14 protein-coding genes are annotated in these 17,168 nt (G+C 69.1%); 4 read left to right on the plus strand and 10 right to left on the minus strand.

Translation table 11 applies throughout. The features are described 5' to 3' along the window. The coding region (locus VHS75_RS04430) for a DUF885 domain-containing protein (RefSeq protein WP_329637400.1) at positions 1 to 1,704 on the minus strand (1,704 nt) is incomplete at its 3' end. Positions 1,705 to 1,742: 38 nt separating this feature from the next. After that, complete coding sequence (locus VHS75_RS04435; protein ID WP_329637401.1) at positions 1,743 to 3,542, minus strand: DUF885 domain-containing protein; 1,800 nt, start codon at positions 3,540 to 3,542, stop codon at positions 1,743 to 1,745. A 151-nt stretch (positions 3,543 to 3,693) separates the two neighbouring features. Between VHS75_RS04435 and VHS75_RS04440 the strand changes: the two genes are divergently transcribed. From VHS75_RS04440 to VHS75_RS04450, 3 genes are all read left to right on the plus strand, one after another. Then, positions 3,694 to 6,507 (plus strand): hypothetical protein, encoded by a 2,814-nt coding sequence (locus VHS75_RS04440; RefSeq protein WP_329637402.1) that lies wholly within the window; start codon positions 3,694 to 3,696, stop codon positions 6,505 to 6,507. 68 nt (positions 6,508 to 6,575) lie between these two features. After that, the gene (locus tag VHS75_RS04445) at positions 6,576 to 7,811 is read left to right on the plus strand and encodes a TIGR03862 family flavoprotein (protein ID WP_329637403.1); all 1,236 of its coding nucleotides are present in this window, start codon (positions 6,576 to 6,578) and stop codon (positions 7,809 to 7,811) included. An 18-nt stretch (positions 7,812 to 7,829) separates the two neighbouring features. Continuing rightward, positions 7,830 to 8,666 carry a phytanoyl-CoA dioxygenase family protein gene (locus tag VHS75_RS04450; protein ID WP_329637404.1) on the plus strand — a complete coding sequence of 279 codons (837 nt, stop codon included), beginning with the start codon at positions 7,830 to 7,832 and terminating at the stop codon, positions 8,664 to 8,666. Positions 8,667 to 8,720: 54 nt separating this feature from the next. Here VHS75_RS04450 and VHS75_RS04455 read toward each other — a convergent pair whose 3' ends face one another. From VHS75_RS04455 to VHS75_RS04465, 3 genes are all read right to left on the minus strand, one after another. Continuing rightward, positions 8,721 to 9,086 (minus strand): RcnB family protein, encoded by a 366-nt coding sequence (locus VHS75_RS04455; RefSeq protein WP_329637405.1) that lies wholly within the window; start codon positions 9,084 to 9,086, stop codon positions 8,721 to 8,723. Positions 9,087 to 9,202: 116 nt separating this feature from the next. Further along, on the minus strand, positions 9,203 to 9,943 hold the full coding sequence (locus VHS75_RS04460; RefSeq protein ID WP_329637406.1) for a dienelactone hydrolase family protein: 741 nt from the start codon (positions 9,941 to 9,943) through the stop codon (positions 9,203 to 9,205). Positions 9,944 to 9,962: 19 nt separating this feature from the next. Then, on the minus strand, positions 9,963 to 10,781 hold the full coding sequence (locus VHS75_RS04465) for an SDR family NAD(P)-dependent oxidoreductase (protein ID WP_329637407.1): 819 nt from the start codon (positions 10,779 to 10,781) through the stop codon (positions 9,963 to 9,965). Between the two features lie 108 nt (positions 10,782 to 10,889). On the opposite strand from VHS75_RS04465, the gene VHS75_RS04470 reads away from it, so the two are divergent. After that, positions 10,890 to 11,753: a phytanoyl-CoA dioxygenase family protein gene (locus tag VHS75_RS04470; protein ID WP_329637408.1), complete on the plus strand. Its 864-nt coding sequence runs from the start codon at positions 10,890 to 10,892 to the stop codon at positions 11,751 to 11,753. 65 nt (positions 11,754 to 11,818) lie between these two features. Here the strand turns inward: VHS75_RS04470 and VHS75_RS04475 are convergent, their stop codons facing one another. The 5 genes from VHS75_RS04475 to cckA form a co-directional block, all read right to left on the minus strand. Then, entirely contained in the window at positions 11,819 to 12,646 is an 828-nt protein-coding gene (locus tag VHS75_RS04475; RefSeq protein ID WP_329637409.1) for a hypothetical protein, read from the minus strand. Positions 12,647 to 12,774: 128 nt separating this feature from the next. Continuing rightward, entirely contained in the window at positions 12,775 to 12,990 is a 216-nt protein-coding gene (locus VHS75_RS04480) for a hypothetical protein (RefSeq protein WP_329637410.1), read from the minus strand. Further along, positions 12,987 to 13,913 (minus strand): DUF5996 family protein, encoded by a 927-nt coding sequence (locus tag VHS75_RS04485; protein WP_329637411.1) that lies wholly within the window; start codon positions 13,911 to 13,913, stop codon positions 12,987 to 12,989. Before VHS75_RS04485 ends, VHS75_RS04480 begins: the two co-directional genes overlap by 4 nt. After that, entirely contained in the window at positions 13,910 to 14,977 is a 1,068-nt protein-coding gene (locus VHS75_RS04490; protein ID WP_329637412.1) for a tetratricopeptide repeat-containing glycosyltransferase family protein, read from the minus strand. The genes VHS75_RS04485 and VHS75_RS04490 overlap by 4 nt, the downstream gene beginning before the upstream one ends. 72 nt (positions 14,978 to 15,049) lie before the next feature. Continuing rightward, positions 15,050 to 17,131 carry a cell cycle histidine kinase CckA gene (gene cckA / locus VHS75_RS04495; protein WP_329637447.1) on the minus strand — a complete coding sequence of 694 codons (2,082 nt, stop codon included), beginning with the start codon at positions 17,129 to 17,131 and terminating at the stop codon, positions 15,050 to 15,052. Positions 17,132 to 17,168: the final 37 nt, after the last annotated feature.

Genomic DNA, 17,168 nt, shown 5'->3' on the forward strand with positions numbered 1-17,168 from the left:
GGCCTCATCGCGCACCTTCACCCAGACGGTGTGGCCGACCTTGTAGCTGTTGGCCTGGCCGGGACCGGCGAAGTAGCGCTCCACCTCGCGCTGGGCGCGGGTCTTGGTGTTGCCGATGGTGTCGACCATGTACTGGGTCGCTTGCTCGCGGGTCCAGCGCTTGGCGTGGATGCCGGTATCGGTGACCAGGCGCGCGGCTCGGAACAACAAGGACTGCAGATAGCCGGCCTCGCCCAGCGGGTCGAAGTCGTTGGCGCCCATCTCCTGGGCCAACTGCTCGGCGTAGAGCGCCCAGCCCTCGACGAAGGCGGAGTAGCCGCCGCCGGTGCGCCGGATGATCGGCATCTGCGTGGACTCCTGCGACAGGGCGATCTGCAGATGGTGGCCGGGGATCGTCTCGTGGTGCGCCAGCGTCCACAGATTGTAGCGCGGCCAGTCGGACGTCTCTTTCAGGTTGATGTTGAAGGCCGCCGGGCGCGACCCGTCCAGCGAGGCGGAGTTGTAGTAGCCGTTAGCGGCGCCGTCCTGGATGAACACCGGCACCCGGCGCACCTCCACCTTGGCCTTGGGCAGGGTGCGGAAGGCGTTGGGCAACAGCTTGTAGACGTCAACGATGTGGGCGTTCAGCAGCTTCAGGATCTCGGCGCGGCCCTCGTCGGTGTTGGCGAACACCTGGTCGGGCCGGTTGTTCAGCGCCACCAGCCGCGCGCCCACCGTGCCCTGGGTCAGGCCCTGCTTCTTGAGGATGGCGTCCAGCCGTCCGCCGATCTCCGCCACCTGCTCGCGGCCCAACTGGTGCACTTGCTCCGGCGTGTAGTCGGTGGTGGTCGAGGCCTTCACCGCGTCGGCGTAGTAGGCCTCGCCGTTGGGGAGGGCCCAGGCTCCTGAGTCCGGCTTGGCCTTGGCCTTCAGCGCGGTCATGGCGGCGATCTGGCGGTCGAGCGCCGGGAAGACATCGGTCTCGACGATCTTGGTGGCGCGGCCTTCCCAGTCGCCGGTGAGGTTGGCGGCCTTGGCCTTCTTGACGATGGAGGAGACCAGTATGGTCTTGCCCGCCGGCTGGTCGCGCAGCGCCTTCATCTGGCCGACGCTCAGGTCGCAGATAAATGCCGCCGGGATAGCGCCCAGCGCTACGTCGTGGCGCTGGCGGTCAAGGTCTTGATCCATCACTCGGGCGAAGGCGCTGAGGCGCGAGAGATAGGCCTCGGCGTCCTCGGCGTTGGCGACCTTGTGCGACGAGTCCAGGAAATCCGGAATCTCCTGATAGGAGCCCGACTGCTGGCTGATCACATAGGGCCGGAAGTTGCCGCCGGTATCGCCGAATTTCCACTTGTCGCCGCTACGGACCGACTGCTCCTGGCCGTAGAGCACCACGTCGAGGTCGACCTTCGAGGCGGCCGAGAGCTTGGCCCGGTCGATGGTCTGTAGCTGCTTCATCCGCCCGCGGGTGCGCTCCAGGCGCTGGGCGCGGGCCGCGAGCGAATTGTCGTCAAGTTGCGATTTCAGGGCCGTGCGCTTGCCCTTGTCGAGGCCGAGCGAGGTCGCGCGCCGTGGGCTCTCATCCACCTGCGCCTCGAAAATCTGGTCGAGCATGGCGCGCAGCCTGGCGTCCTCGGACCCGCCCTGGGCCAGGGCGGGTGCGGCCGTCAGCAGGGCCGCGCCGGCGGTGGTCGCCAGGAAGCTGCGGCGATCGAATTCACTCATGTTTTCTATCCCCCGAGAGAAAGACTTAAAGCTCTGGATCAGGCCTTGTGGGCGGCGATGTAGCCGTCGACGACGTTGCCCAGCACGGTCAGCGGCATGGAGCCGGCCGCCAGCACGGTGTCGTGGAACGAACGAATGTCGAAGCGCGGCCCCAGCGCCGCCTTGGCCTTGTCGCGCAGCTTCAGGATGGTGATCTTGCCCACCATATAGCTACAGGCCTGGCCCGGGCTGCAGGCATAGCGCTCGATCTCCTGGCCGGAATAGGCGGGCGGATCGCCTTCGATGCCGCTCAGCGTTTCGACCGCCTTCTCGCGGCTCCAGCGCAGCGCATGGATGCCGGTGTCGACCACCAGGCGGCCGGAACGCAGCAGGGCGTCGTGGATGTAGCCCAGCTCCCACGCGGGCTCGTCTTTGTAGAAGCCCATCTCCTGCGCCAGCTGCTCGGAATAGAGCGCCCAGCCCTCGATGTAGGCCCCGAAGCCCTGCACCTTACGGATCAGCGGCAGGTCGGCCTGGGTGGCCAGGGTGATCTGCAGATGGTGGCCGGGAATGCCTTCGTGGAAGGTGGTCGTGGGCATGTCCCAGAAGGCCGCCTCGCCGGTGTCGCGCAGGTTTAGCCAGTAGATGCCCGGCCGCGTCCCATCGAGGCTGCCGTTGGTGTAGTGGGTCGAGGCGCCGGCCTCGGTGCTGGCCGGGATGCGGCGGATCTCCAGCGGCGTCTTCGGCAGCTTGCCGAAGTATTCCGGCAGGCGCGCCTGCATGCGCTGGACGAGCTGGTTGAGGTCGGCGATCTCCTTGGCCTTGCCCTCGTCGGTGTTCGGATAGAGGTACTTCGGGTCCTTGTAGAGCTGCGCATAGCGCTCGCCGACCGTGCCCTTGGTCAGGCCGATCCTGGCGAACAGCCCCTCGGCGCGGGCCGACAGCTCCTTGGTGACGTCGAGGCCGGTCTTGTGGACCTCCGCCGGCGTCATGGTGGTGGTCGTGCGCGCCTGCAGGGCGGCCGCGTAATAGGCCTCGCCGTCGGGCAGCCGCCAGACGCCGGCGTCGTGCACCGCCTTGGGCTGCAGGCTTTGCAGCAGCGCCATCTGCCGTTCCAGGGCAGGCAACACCTTGGCTTCGTAGACGGCCGTCGCGTGGCCCCGCCAGTCGCCCTCGATACCCTTGGCCTTGGCCCGGTCGGCGAGGGAATTCACCAGCGTCGACTTCTCGGCCGGCGCGTGCAGCACCTTCATCTGGTTCAGCGCCTGGGCCAGCGCGAAGTCCGGCGGGATGACGCCCAGCCCGACGTCGTGGCGCACCCGTTCGATCTCCTGGTCCATCACGCGGGCGAATTCGTTCAGGCGCGAGACGTAGGCCTCGCAGTCGGCGCGCACCTCGATGGTGTGCTCGCTGTCGAGGAAGTCGGGCGCGCCCGCATAGGCGCCGTTCAGCTGGCTCAGCACATAGGGCGAGCCGGCGCCCTCGTCGCCGTAGGCGAAACGCCGGTTGGCCCGGTCGGTCGTCTCCAACTCATAGACCACGCAGTCATAGTTCACCGCCGCCATGCCGCTCAGCGCCTTGCGGTCGATGGCGCGGAAGCGCGCCAGATTCTCGGTGGTCTCGCGTTTGACACGGTCCAGTTCGGCGAGCGAGGCGTCGTGCAGCTTGAACTTCGGCGGCTTGCCGCCCGTGTCGAGGCCGAGCGACGTGGAAAGCTCCGGGCTTTCCGCCAGGGCCTGGGCGAAGAGGTCGGCCAGCGCCTTGTTCAGCTGGGCCGTGGCGTCGGCGGGCTGGGCCTGGGCGCTCGCAGCGAGGCCGAGGGTGGCGCCCGCGCTTAGCAGGGCTTGGCGGCGGCTCAACAAGGCTTCAGCTCCGGGTTACCTTTGTTACAGTCAGGCTTAAGGTCGTCCGCGGCGGGACGGCAAGCGTGGGTTTCCGTCGCGGAGGCCTTTCTGCGCCCTGCGTCTCAGAGATGTCACCTAACGCCGCCACGGTCTCCGGAGAATGACATTGCATCGACTCATCGCCCCCGCCCTCGCTCTGGTCGCCGGACTGGCCGCGAGCCCCGCATTCGCCGCGCCGGGTGACATCCTGCCGACCGGCCAGCGCATCACGCCGCAGGCGGCGCACGGCGCTCTCTTCCAGCCGTTGAACCCGGACCTGCCTGACCTGCCGGCCTTCACCGCGGGCCAGGCCTCCGCGGTGGCGCTGTCCCCGGACCGCCGGACCCTGCTGATCCTGACCAGCGGCTACAACCGCAACACCGGCGCCGACGGCAAGCGGGTGGAGGCGCTCAGCCACGAATACGTCTTCGTCTTCGACGTATCAGGCGCGACGCCGGTCAAGCGTCAGGTGCTGCAGATTCCGAACACCTTCCTGGGACTGGCCTGGGCGCCCTCGGGCGAGCGGTTCTACGTCTCGGCCGGCGTCGACGACGCGGTGCTGGAATACCAGACCGGCGCCCAGGGCTACCAGCCGGCCCGCCGCTTCCCACTGGGCCACACGGCCGGCCTGGGCGTGGAGGTCAAGCCCGAGGCGGCCGGCATCGCCGTCAGCCCCGACGGCCGCCTGCTGCTGGCCGCCAACCTGCAGAACGATTCCGTCAGCCTGATCGACCTCGCCAGCGGACAGGTGGTCGCCGAGCGGGACCTGAGGCCCGGCAAGATCGATCCCGCCCGGCGCGGCCAGTCCGGCGGCGGCTATCCCCGCGCCATCGTCTGGACCGGGCCGCACAAGGCGTTCGTCACCGCAGAGCGCGACCGCGAGATCGTCGGGCTGGCGATTCGCGGCTCGACGCTGGCGGTCACGCAGCGCATCCGCACCACCGGCCAGCCCAACGCCCTGCTGGCCGGGCCCGGCGGACGGCGCCTCTTCGCCGCCTTAGGCAATACCGATGGGGTGGCGCAGATCGATCCGGCCAGCGGCCGCGTCCTGTCACGCACGCCCACCATCGCCACCGCCGCCCTGATGGCCGGCAAGCGTTTCGAGGGCGGCGCCAACAGTAATTCGCTGGCGCTGTCGCCCGACGGCCGGCTCCTCTACGTCTCGAACGGCGGCGAGAACGCCGTGGCGGTGGTCGCCCTGGGCGCCGGGAAGGCCGCATCGCGCGTCACCGGCCTGATCCCCACGGGCTGGTATCCCACAGGCGTCGCCGTGACCGGCGGCCGGCTCTATGTCGTCAACGGCAAGAGCGACCCTGGCCCCAATCCAGGCTGGTGCCGCAACACGCTCAGCACCGATCCCAAGGACTCCGCCGCCTGCCGGGCCACCAACAGCTACGGCTGGCAGTTGGAGAAGGCCGGGTTCCTGACCCTGCCGGCGCCGGGCGGCGCGGAACTGGCGCGGCTCACCCATCAGGTGGCGGTCAACGTCGGCTTCGCGCCTGACCCTGCCGCCGCCCAGGACGCCGCGGTGATGGCCGCCGTGCGGGCGCGCATCAAGCATGTGATCTTCATCGTCAAGGAGAACCGAACCTACGACCAGATCCTGGGCGACCTGGAGGTCGGCGACGGCGATCCGAAACTGGCGATCTTCCCGCGCGCCATGACCCCCAACCAGCACGCCATCGCCCGTCAGTTCGTCGACCTCGACCACCTGTTCGCCTCGGGCGAAAGCTCCAACACCGGCTGGGACTGGACCACGGCCGCCAGGACCACCGACTTCACCGAGCGCGAGGCGCCGGTGAACTACGCCGGCCGCGGGCTGCAGTACGACCAGGAAGGCGAGAACCGAAACGTCAACGTCGGCATCGCCGATCCCAAGGCCCGCAAGGCGGCGAAAGCCGCCACGCCCGACGACGACGATATCCTGCCTGGCGCCACGGACGTTGCCGCGCCTGACGGGCCCGAGGGCGAGGAAGGCCAGGGCTACATCTGGAACGCGGCGCTGCGCAAAGGCCTCAGCCTGCGCAACTACGGCTTCTTCGGCGACCTCTCGCGCTACAACGAGAAGGCCGCCGACCGCATTCCGCCCGAGCGGGACCCGCACGCCAAGCGCCTGACGGTGTTCATCCCCACCAAGCCGGAACTGGTGAAGGTGACCGACCCCTACTTCCGCGGCTTCGACCAAGGCTTCCCGGATTACTGGCGGTTCCAGGAATGGAAGCGGGAGTTCGGCGGCTATGTGGCCAAGGGCGCTCTGCCCAACCTGACCCTGCTGCGCCTGGCGCACGACCACACCGGCAACTTCGGCAAGGGCGTGGACCGGGTCGACACTGTGGAGACCGAGCAGGCGGACAATGACTATGCAGTGGGCCTCGTCCTGCAGACCGTGGCGGAAAGCCCGTTCGCCAAGGACACCCTGGTCTTCGTCATCGAGGACGACGCCCAGGACGGCCCGGACCACGTGAGCTCGCGGCGCACGGTCGCCCTGGTGGCCGGCCCCTATGTGCGCCAGCACGCGGTGGTGTCGCACCCCTACACGACCGTCAACTTCGTGCGCACGATCGAGGATGTCCTGGGCCTGAAGCCGATGTCGATGACCGACGCGCTGGCCCGGCCGATGACCGAGGTGTTCGACCTAAAGCAGGCCAGCTGGCGCTTCCAGGCCGAGGTCCCCGCGGTGCTGCGAACCACCGATCTGCCGCTGCCCGGCAAGACCGCCGACGCGGGCTCCCTCGGCCTCTGCCGGCCGCCGCGCAGCGCCGCGTATTGGGCGACCGCCATGTCCGGGCTGAACTTCGACGTCGAGGACCACCTCGACACGCCGCGGTTCAACCAGGCCCTCTGGACCGGCATGACCGGCCAGGCCAGCGTACCCACGCCCACCGGCGAGGACCTGAGCCAGGATCGCACGGCGCGGCTGGCGGCGTCGGCCTGCCGTTGACGGCGCACTGGCGCGGCGCGTGCGACGGCTGATAAGGGTCGGCCCCGAGACCTGAGGGATTGCCCGCCATGACCGCCGCCAAGCTCCGCCGGCACGTCGCGGTCGTCGGCGGCGGGCCCGCCGGCCTGATGGCGGCTGAGGTGCTGGCCGAGGGCGGCGCCAGCGTCACTGTCTACGACCGGATGCCATCCGTGGGCCGAAAGTTCCTGATGGCCGGGCGCGGCGGCCTCAATCTCACCCATTCCGAGCCGCTGGAGCCGTTCCTGGCGCGTTACGGTGAAGCTGCCGGGCGTCTCGCGCCGCTGATCGAGGCCTTGCCGCCATCAGCCTTGATCGCCTGGGCCGAGGGCCTTACGCAGGAGACCTTCGTAGGCTCCTCGGGACGCGTGTTTCCGAAGACGCTGAAGGCGTCGCCCCTGCTTCGCGCCTGGCTCGCCCGGCTGCGAGAGCTTGGCGTTGAGCTGCGCCCGCGCCACGACTGGCTCGGCTGGGATGCCAAGGGCACGCTGCGGTTCCGAACCACCGAAGGTGAGACGGCCGTCTCGCCCGATGCGACCGTCCTGGCGCTGGGCGGCGCGAGCTGGCCGAAGCTCGGCTCGACCGGCGACTGGGCGGACGTCCTCGAAAAGTCAGGCGTAGCCGTCAGCCCGCTGAAGCCCGCCAACGCCGGCTTCGACGTGGCCTGGAGCGACCTCGTCCGTGACCGCTTCGCCGGGCAGCCGCTGAAGGGTGTCGCCCTCACCTTCGGGCGTGTCCGGGTGCGCGGCGAGGCGATGGTCACCCGCCACGGCCTGGAAGGCGGCGCCGTCTACGCGCTCTCCGCCGCCCTGCGCGACGCCATCGCGGCGCAGGGCTCGGCCAAGCTCTGGATCGACCTGCGGCCGGACGCCCGCGCCGAGGAACTGGCTGCGAAGCTGGCGCAGCAGCCGGCTCACCAGTCGCTGACCAACCGGCTGCGCAAGGCGCTGCACATGACGCCACTGGAGACCAACCTGCTGCGCGAGGCGCACGGCAAGGACCTGCCCTCCGATCCCGCCGCCCTCGCCCAGGCGATCAAGGGCGCGCCGCTGACCCTGACCGGCATGCGGCCAATCGAGCGCGCCATCTCCACCGCCGGCGGCGTCGCGTTCGGCTCCGTGGACGAGAACCTGATGCTCACCGTCCGTCCCGGCGTCTTCGTGGCTGGCGAGATGCTGGATTGGGAGGCGCCCACCGGCGGCTACCTGTTGCAGGCGAGCTTCGCCACGGGCGCTGCGGCGGCCAAGGGCGTGCTGCGCAGGCTGGAAACAGGCGTGGTACAATAGCTGCGGGAGGTCCGCCGCATGGACAAACCGACTGCCAGCTTCGACGCCGACGCCCACGCCGCAGAGATCCGCGACCAGGGCTTCACCGTCATCCGCGACTTCATGGCGCCCGACGCCATCGCCGAATTCCGCGAACGCCTTCAGCCCTTCCTCGGCAGCCACCGCGGACGCAACGACTTCGAGGGCTTCGAAACCGAGCGGGTCTACACCCTGGTCGCCCGCGCCAAGGTGTTCGAGGACCTGGCCTGCGACCCCAGGCTGATGGCCCTGCTCAGCCGCTTCCTCGAAGGCAATTTCCTGCTCTCGGCCAGCCATGCGATCAACCTGATGCCGGGCGAGACGGCGCAGGGCATCCATACCGACGACGGCTTCTACCGCCAGCCGCGGTCGAGCCCGGCCGTCGGCTATTCGGTGATCGGGGCCATCGATGCCTTCACCGCCGCCAATGGCGCGACTGAGGTGATCCCCGGCAGCCACCTCTGGACAGAGGCGGACATTGCAGCGCGCCGCGCCGAGCCCGGCGGCCTGGAGAAGTATCTGGTCCCGATGGAGGTCCCTGCCGGTGCGGCCTTCGTCTTCCCCGGCAAGCTGTTGCACCGCGGCGGCGCCAACACCACCGACCAGCCGCGCCTGGCCTTCACCAATCAGTACTGCGCCGGCTGGGCGCGGCCGCAGGAGAACTTCTTCCTGTCGGTGCCTAAGGAGATCGTGCGGGCCATGTCGCCGCGCGCCCAGGCGCTGCTCGGCTATGAGCTCTGGCCGACCTTCATGGGCATGGCCACCGCCTCACATCCGGCGAAGTCGCTGGAACCCGGCTGGGTCCCGCCGATCGTCGCCCAGGCTCCACGCGCATAGCAAAATCCCCCCGCCACGCGAGCGGCGGAGGGACTTAAGTTTCGACGGCTGCGTCTAGTGGTTGGCGGCCGCGATCGAGGCGATCAGGCCGGTCGCAATGGCGACCATCGCGTAGTTGTTGTCGTCGGTCCGCACCCAGCGATAGCCGCGGCGCGGCGCGCTCAGATGATAGGCGCGGTAATCCACATAGCGGCTGCTGTCGCGATAGTAGGTCGAGGGCATGCGCTGGCCGCGGGCCCAGTGCTGCTGAGCCTGGCGCGCGTCGTTGCGCTGGTGGACTTCCTGCGAGCGGTCATTGCCCTTCTGGTCGTCGCGGCCCTGGGATTGGGCGCCGCGGTCGTCGCGGTGGTCGGGCTGAGCCATGGCGGCCGTGCCGGTGAGCAGGCTGAGCGCGATGGCGGCGGTGAGCAGACGTTTCATGGTTGGACTCCTTATCCACGACCACAAATATCGCCCGCGGCCTGAGCTCGGTCTGAACGCCAAGGCTCAGCTAAGGTTCATCTTATGTCCGCCAGGAAACACAATAGGTTCCGCCGCTAGACAAGCCGCCGCTTCCACAGCGAGAACAGCCGCTCCCAGTGCCGCTCGGCCGCGGCCTTGTCGAACACCGCGCCGCGCTGCGGGAAGGCGAAGCCGTGGTGGACGCCTTCGTAGAGCTCGACCTCGGCGTTGAGGTTCTTCGACTTCACCAACTGGTCCAGGGCCTGGACCATCTCCATCGGGGCATAGCTGTCGTGCTCGGCGCAGGCGAAATAGAGTTCGCCCTTGGCCTTCTGGGCCGCCAGGTGCGGGCTGTCGGCCTGATCTGTCACCAGCTGCACGCCATAGATCGAGGCCGCCGCCGCCACCCGATCCGGATAGCGCGCGGCGAAGTTGATCGCGTACTGGCCGCTCATGCAGTAGCCGAGCGTGGCGATCTTGCCATGGCTCGCCGCCGGGTCGCGGTCGGCGTAATCCAGCAAGGCGTCGGCGTCGTCCATGACCAGCGGGATGGTGATCGAACCCATCAGCTCGAACATCCGCGCCCGCGCCTCGGCCTCCGGCAGCGGCGGTAGGTCCTTCAGCTCCAGCACGCCGGAGCGATAGTAGAGGTTGGGCAGCATGACGTAGTAGCCCGCCGCGGCGATGCGGCGGGCCATGTCGCGCAACTCTTCGCGGATCGCCGGCGCATCCATGAAGAACAGCACCACCGGTCTCGGCCCGTCCCGCTCCGGATGGACGATGAAGGTGGTGATGGCCCCGTGCTTGGTGGGGATGTCGAGCGTCTGTTCAATCATGGCGTGTCAGCTTTCCGGCTCAAACGAGTTCCGCGGGTTCGACCTTCTGCTCCTTCAGGAACGGCTCCGCGTAGTTGATGGTGCCCGTCAGCGTCTTCGGATCGCCGGAGGCCAGGCGATAGACCGCCTCGGCGATGTACTTGATCGGTTGCACGCGGTCCTTGGTCGCCTCGTTGATCAGGCCGTGGACCGCGACCCCGGGCGTGTCGACCAGGCCGGGCGAGACCACGTTGACCGCGATATTGTCGTCGTAGACCTCGGACGCGAGACCGGTCGTGAAGCGCTCCAGCGCGGCCTTGCACATGCCATAGACCGTGCCGCCGCCGCGCCGCGTGTAGGGCAGCTTCGGATGCAGGCCGGCGCCGGAGGAGATGTTGACGATCCAGCCCTGTTTGCGCTCGCGCATGGAGGGCAGGACCAGCTGGCTCAGATGGAACGGCGCATAGACCTGCACCTCCATCATCAGCTTGAAGCGCTTCTCCGGGAACTCCGCGACCGGCATGAAGTAGGTGATCGCCGCGTTGTTCACGAGGATGTCGATCGGGCCGTAGGCCGCCACCGCCTCCTCGATCAGCCGCTCCCGTTCGGCCGCCTGCGCCAGGTCGGCCTTGATGAAGGTCGCATGCCCGCCGGCGCGCTTGATGCGGTCGACCGTCTCGTGAAGCGTGCCCGGCAGGCGGCTTTCGCCGTCCTCGGCAGTGCGGGCGGAGACCACCACATTGGCGCCCTCCATGGCCAGGCGCGCGGCGATGGCCTCGCCGATGCCGCGGCTGGCGCCGGTGACCAGGGCGTTGCGGCCCTTCAACGGTCCATTAGGATTGATCCGGGGTTCACTCATGGCGCGTCCTCCAAATGTCTTTTGTTCTAATGGGCCAAGGCTCGCGCGGCTGGCGAGCAGACGCAAGGCTGGTTGCGTCACAGCGTGGCGAGCGGTTCACTGACGGCCATGAAGATTCCTGACGAAAAGCTGGCCGAGGTCTTCGACCGGGGCTTCACCGTGGTCGAGGGCTTCCTGGACAAGGCGACCCTGGCCGCCGCCCAGGAGGGCCTCTGGGACATCTATCCGCGGCCCGAGGCCTATTTCGCCGACCCCGAGGCCCATTCGAAGTTCACGAGGAGCCAGTTCTCGGGCCTGCGGTTCTTCCCCTACCCGTCCTGGGGCCTGAACCAGGTGCCGGTCTATCCGGACCTGATCGACGCGGCCGAGCGCTTCCTTCAGACCCAGGAGATCGACTGCTACAAGATCGAGCTCTGGGCGAAATACTCAGGCGCCATCGATTACGACCAGCATCACCACCGCGACTACGAGAACCACACCATCGTGGTTCCCCGCGCCGACCAGCTGATGCCGCAGATGACCTGCTTCATCCTGCTCTCCGACGTCACCGAGCTGGACGGGCCGACCAAGGCGGTGCCGCTGGAGAAGACCCGCGACATCCCGCTCGGGATCACCCAGACGCAGATGGGCGACTTCTTCGAGGACGAGGTGGCGGTGACCGGGCCCGCCGGCACGATCCTGATCTACAAGACCGACGTCTTCCATCGCGGTTCGAACTTCAAGGCGCCGGGCCGCTCGCGCTTTGTCATGCCGGTGGACTTCAAACCGCGCGGCTGGCGCTGGCAGGGCAAGCTGGCCTGGCCCGACCGCACCCTGAACCCCGGCTGGAAAGAAGCCATGGTAAGAATGACGCCACGCCAGCGCGACCTCTTCGGCTGGCCGCCGGCCGGCGATCCCTATTGGAACGCCCAGACGCTGAGTGACGTGGCCCTGCGCTACCCCGGCATCGACCTGACGCCCTACGGCGCCTAGGCTCCACGCAAGCGTTCGAACGGCCAACCCACGATCGGCCGCCACAGGGCCGAACGGGAGAATCCCTATTTCAGAGCGGCCGGCATGGCGTCGTGGCCGCGCACCACATGCGGAGTTACGACGATATAGAGGTCGGTCTTGGACCTGGTCGAGTTCTCGGTGTTGAAGAGGGTGCTGAGCAGCGGTACGTCGCCGACGATTGGCAGCTTGTTGCGGTGCTTGAGGTCGGCCTCCTGGGCGAGGCCGCCGATCACGAAGCTCTCGCCGTCGCGAACCGTAGCCGAGGTCGATGCCTCGCGCTGGCTGATGGTCGAATACCCTTGCGAGAACCCGGTGACCGAGGAGACCACCGCGAACACATGCGAGGTCACCATGCCATCGTCGCTGACCCGCGGGGCGATCTGCAGGGTCACCCCGACGTTGACGTACTGCACCTGGTGCTGGACGGCGTTGACGCCCGAAAGGGCGATCGAGGTGAGGATCGGCAAAGCGTCGCCGGTCACGATCTTGGCCGAACCCCCGCTCTGGGCCGCGATCCTCGGCTTGGACACGATGCGCCCCTCGCCCTTGGCGATCTGGGCGTAGAGGGCGGCCTGCATGCTGACGCTGACGCCGCCGCCCCGCGGCGTGTCGGCGAGGCCCGGGAATCCCTTGGAGAAGGCCCAGGCGGCGGTGGCGATCTGGTTGTTGGCATTGTTGAAGTCGAGGCCGAGGTTCCGGGCGCCGGTCTCGGTCAGCTCAACGAACACCGTCTCCAGCACCACGCTGGTCACCGGCTGATCGAGGCTGGCGATCGCCGCCTTGATCACCGCCACCCGATCGGGCGTTCCCTTGAGGATCACGGCGTTGAGGCGGCGATCGACGCCGATGGCGCCGTTGACGTCGCGACCCAAGGGGTCGGCTCTCCCCCGGGAGTGTAGCACCTATGGCGGGTTTCTTAGCCGCATGCCACTTTGGGTCGAGCCTGGCCATTGGCTCTCTGTCCGATGGCGGGGCCTGGCCGGATTTATGCGCCTACGCCCTAGTCGTCCTCGCCGAGCTGGACGATCCGGCGGACGCGAAGCTCGTCGATCTCCAGCCGCCTGATCCGCACCTTGCCGACGCTCAGCGCGCCGATCGCCATGGCGCCGACCGAGATGGCGCCGACGGTCAGCGCCCCCACGGCGGCCGCCCCGGCGGCCAGGCCGAGCCAGGCGCCGAGCGGCAGGCGCGGCTTGGCGATGAGGGGCTCGTTCATGCTCGCTCCAGGTCCTGGCGCGGCCAGTGGGCCAGGTCGGCCGCCGCTTCATAGGTCGACTGGAAGAAGTCCATCAGCGCCGCGTCCGGGTCGGGCGCTGTGCGCACAGCCTCGTAAGGCAGGACGAACTCTGCGAACGCGGTGTCCCAATGGGCGGCGGCAGGACGCACGGCGGCATCCTTGAACCCTTCGGGCTCCGGATAGGCGTAGGCGTAGAACATCGCCGCCATCCCCGGCGCGCCCGGCCAGAAGCCGCAGCTCGACTCCTGGTGCGAATAGGCCTCGACGCTGACCGAGGCGGGCGCCAGCGGCGTGCCCGGGTGGGCCGGCGCGCGGCGGCCGGAGAAGCGGGTCTCCGCCAGGTCGAAGCTGCCCCAGAAGAAGTGCACGGGGCTGGCCTTGCCCAGGAAACGGGCCCGGAACGCCTTCATCGCCCGGTCGGCCTGGACCAGCACGCGCCAGAACCGCTGGACGGCCGCGGCGTCGTAGGATCGGTGGGTCTCGTCGGCGTCGAAGGGGATCGGGTTCTCCACCTCGCAGGGCGTCGTCCAGATGTGCGGATGCGCGCCCACCCGGTCCAGCGCCGCCATCGTCTGGCGATAGAACGCCGCCACGGTCATCGGCTGCAGGGCGAAGCTCTCCTCATGGCCGTCGCTGCAGGTCAGCCGCAGGCGGTGGTCCAGGAAGTCGAAAACGATCTCGAAGGTGCGGCCGGCCAGCGGGATCGGCGAGGTCGTCAGTCCGCGCGCGGAGACGTAAAGCGGCACGTGCCACCAGTGGTTCACCGGAGGGGTCATGACCATCCGCACCTTACCCACGATCTGGGTCCACATGTGCAGGGTAGCCGCGGTGTCGGCCCAGTCGTCGTAGGCGAGCGCCGGCCAGTCCGCAGCAGAGCCGGCCAAGGCGCCCGCCGGGGTCACGCCGCCTGTCCCGCCGCGGCGCGCACCTGCGCCACCACGCTCGCCCAGTCGCCGGGCGTCGGCTGGCGGAAGATGCGCATCGAGGGATACCAGGGGCTGTCGGTGCGATCGATCAGCCAGCGCCAGTCCCCCTTGTAGGGCAGGAGCAGCCAGCAGGGCTTGTCCATAGCGCCGGCCAGGTGCGCCACAGCGGTGTCGACGGTGATCACCCGCTCCAGGCCGCGGACGATCTCGGCGGTCTCCTCCATGTCGCGCGCGCCGGTGGCCTCGCGCTCCAGGCGTGTCACGCCGGGCAGGGTCGCCAAAGCGGCGGAGGCTTCCTCGGGCATCGAGCGGTTGTGGTCGTCCGGGTGGCTCGGCGCGCCGCGGGTGATCAGGCCCACGCCCGACCCGCCCTCGCGGCCGGTGAGGTAGGGCGCCGGCGGGATCGTCTGCAGCGTCGTGCCCATCCGCCACGGCAGGGACGCCGACAGCACCCAGGCGTCGTGGGTCGGGATCTGGACCGGTCCCTCGGCGGCGATGACCTCGCAATCCAGCGCATCGAAGAGCCGCTTCAGCGCCGGATGGCACATCAGGGTCACCCTGATCCCGCGCGCGCGCAGCGGCGCGACGTAGCGGGCGTACTGGATCTGATCGCCCAGGCCCTGCTCGTGCCAGATCAGCAGGCTGCCCACCGCCTGGCCCTGCCACTCCGGAAAGCTCAGGGGCGGCTTACGGTTGTGGCCCGGCTTGACCATGCGGGCTTCGTAGTAGGGCCACGCCTCGGCGTAGCGGCCCAGGCGCAGCAGCAGGAAGGCGAGCTGGCGCTGCGCAGGCGGATCGTTGGGATCGAGCCGGAGCGCGTCGCGGTAGGCGGCCTCGGCCTCCGCCCAGCGCCGGCCGTCCTCAAGCAGGAGGCCCAGATTCACCGCCGTGACCGTGGTCGGGAGCGAGGTCTGCAGGGCCGTATAGTAGCGCTCGGCCTCCTGCAGCCGGCCCGCGTTGTGGGCGGCCACAGCACGGTCCCACACCTGGGCGGCGGTCAGCGTCTGGCGCTCGGGGACTTGCGGATCGACAGGCGGCACGGCGGGCTTTCGAACTGGCGGAGGGGTGGGCCGATGTTTGGCGGCCCGGCCCCCGGAAGGCAAGCTCGGCCGTCAGGCCGCCTTCTGCAGTTCCTGCTTCACCCGCTCGGCCAAGGTCTTGATGTCGATCGGCTTGGGCAGGAACGACACGTTGACCTCGCCTTCCAGCAGGTCGGAGAACTCGCTCTCCGCATAGCCGGAGATGAATATCACCGGCGCGGCGCCCAGATAGCAGCGGGCTTGTTTCAACAGGTCCGGGCCCTGCATGCCGGGCATCACCACGTCGGAGATCATCAGGTCGATGGTCCCGGCATGGGTCTGAGCCAGCTCCAGGGCCTCCTCGCCGCTGGCCGCCTCGATCACCTCGTAGCCGCGGGCCCGCAGGAGCTTCGCGGCCACCCCGCGCACGGCGTCCTCGTCTTCCACGAACAGGATGCGGCCCGCGCCGGACAGATCGCGCGCCACCGGCCGCTTCGGCGCCTGGGCGACGGGTGGCGGCGCCACGCCGGCCACCGGCACATGCACCGGCAGGAAGATGCGGAACGCCGCGCCCTCGCCCGGCTTGGAATCCACCGCGATCCAGCCGTCCGACTGCTTGACGATGCCGTAGACGGTCGCCAGCCCAAGACCGGTGCCCTCGCCCACGGGCTTGGTGGTGAAGAAGGGGTCGAAAATCTTGTCCATCACCGCGGGCGGGATGCCGGGGCCGTCGTCGCTGACCTCGATCATCGCCTGGTCGCCCTGGGCGGTTGGATAGCCGAGGCTCTGGGCCTGTTCCTGGGTGACGCGGGCGGTGCGGATGTTGACGCAGCCGCCGCCGTGGGCGCGGACGCTGTCGCGGGCGTTGACCGCCAGGTTCATCACCGCGGTTTCCAGCTGGCTGCGGTCGGCGCGCACCTGCGGCAGGTTGCGGCCATAGTCGGTGGTGAGCTTGACGTCCTCGTAGAGCACCCGGCGCAGCAGCACCTCGAACTCGCTGACCAGCTCGCCGATGTCGAGGATCTCACGCTGCACGGTCTGTTTGCGCGAGAAGGCCAGCAGCTTGCGCACCAGATCGGCGGCCCGCGTCGAGGTCTGCTTGATCTCGTTCAGGCCTTCGTAAGAGGGGTCGCCCACGGGATGGCGCGTGGCCAGCACGTCGAGCTGCATGAAGATGGCGGTGAGCAGGTTGTTGAAGTCGTGGGCGACGCCGCCGGCCAGCTGGCCGATGGCCTGCATCTTCTGGCTCTGGGCGAGCTGCAGCTCGATCTGCTTCTGCTCCGAGACATCGACCAGATAGGCGACGAACCCGCCGTTGTTCCTGGAGAGATAGAGGTGGGCGATCCGCGCCGGGTCGTAGGCCAGGCGCACCTCCAGCGGAGCGCCGGAGCCCTGGCCGGCGCTCAGCTTTTGGGCCGCGTCAATCCGGCTGGCGGGGTCGATCAGGTCGCCGAACGCCTGGCCCTTCTCGCCGCCGCCGGCGACGGCTTTCAGCGCCGGGTTGGCCTCGATGATCCTGGCCTCGAAGGGGTCGTCGCCCTCCAGCAGGGCCGCGCCGAAGGGCGAGGCCGCGGCGAAGGCGTCCAGCACTTTGGGCGGTGGCGGCGCGGCGCTGGAAAAAGCGGTCAGCACCTCCAGGGCGGCAGGCGGCAGGGCGAGCGCGCCCGCGCCCGGGCCATTCAGCCGCACCAGGAAGCGGCGCAGCCCGAGTGGCGAGACCAGAGCCGAATGCTCGGCGCCGCCGGCCTTGATCGCGGCCTGGGCGGTCTCTCCGCGGCGCGCGGCGGTCAGGGCGGCGAACAGGCTGGAGGCCGAAGACCCCGACTTGGGCAGGCGCGCGGCCGTGCCGATGGTGGATTTCCAGGCGGCGTTTGCGGCGTGGACGCGACCGTCCGGCGCGGCGATAGCGGCCGGCTCACTCAGCGCGTCGACCAGCTGCTCCGCGCCGGGCTCGATCTCGGCCGCCGTGTCCGCCGATCCGCGCAGGACGAAAAGCCCGAGGCAGGCGACGCCCGCCAAGCCGATCAGCAGTAGCAGCCCGGCCAAGGTCGTGGGGCCCGCGTTCATCGCCGGCGCCGCGGCGAAGGCGACGGCCATCAGGAAAAACACCACAGCGGCGGCGGTCAGCGGCTCGAACCAGCCCTTACGGCCTTTGCGGACCTGCGGCTCGGCCATGGCCAGCGACAGCGCCTCCTGCTTGACCCGCGATGGG

This window comes from Phenylobacterium sp. (assembly GCF_036264965.1).
GTDB lineage: Bacteria > Pseudomonadota > Alphaproteobacteria > Caulobacterales > Caulobacteraceae > Phenylobacterium.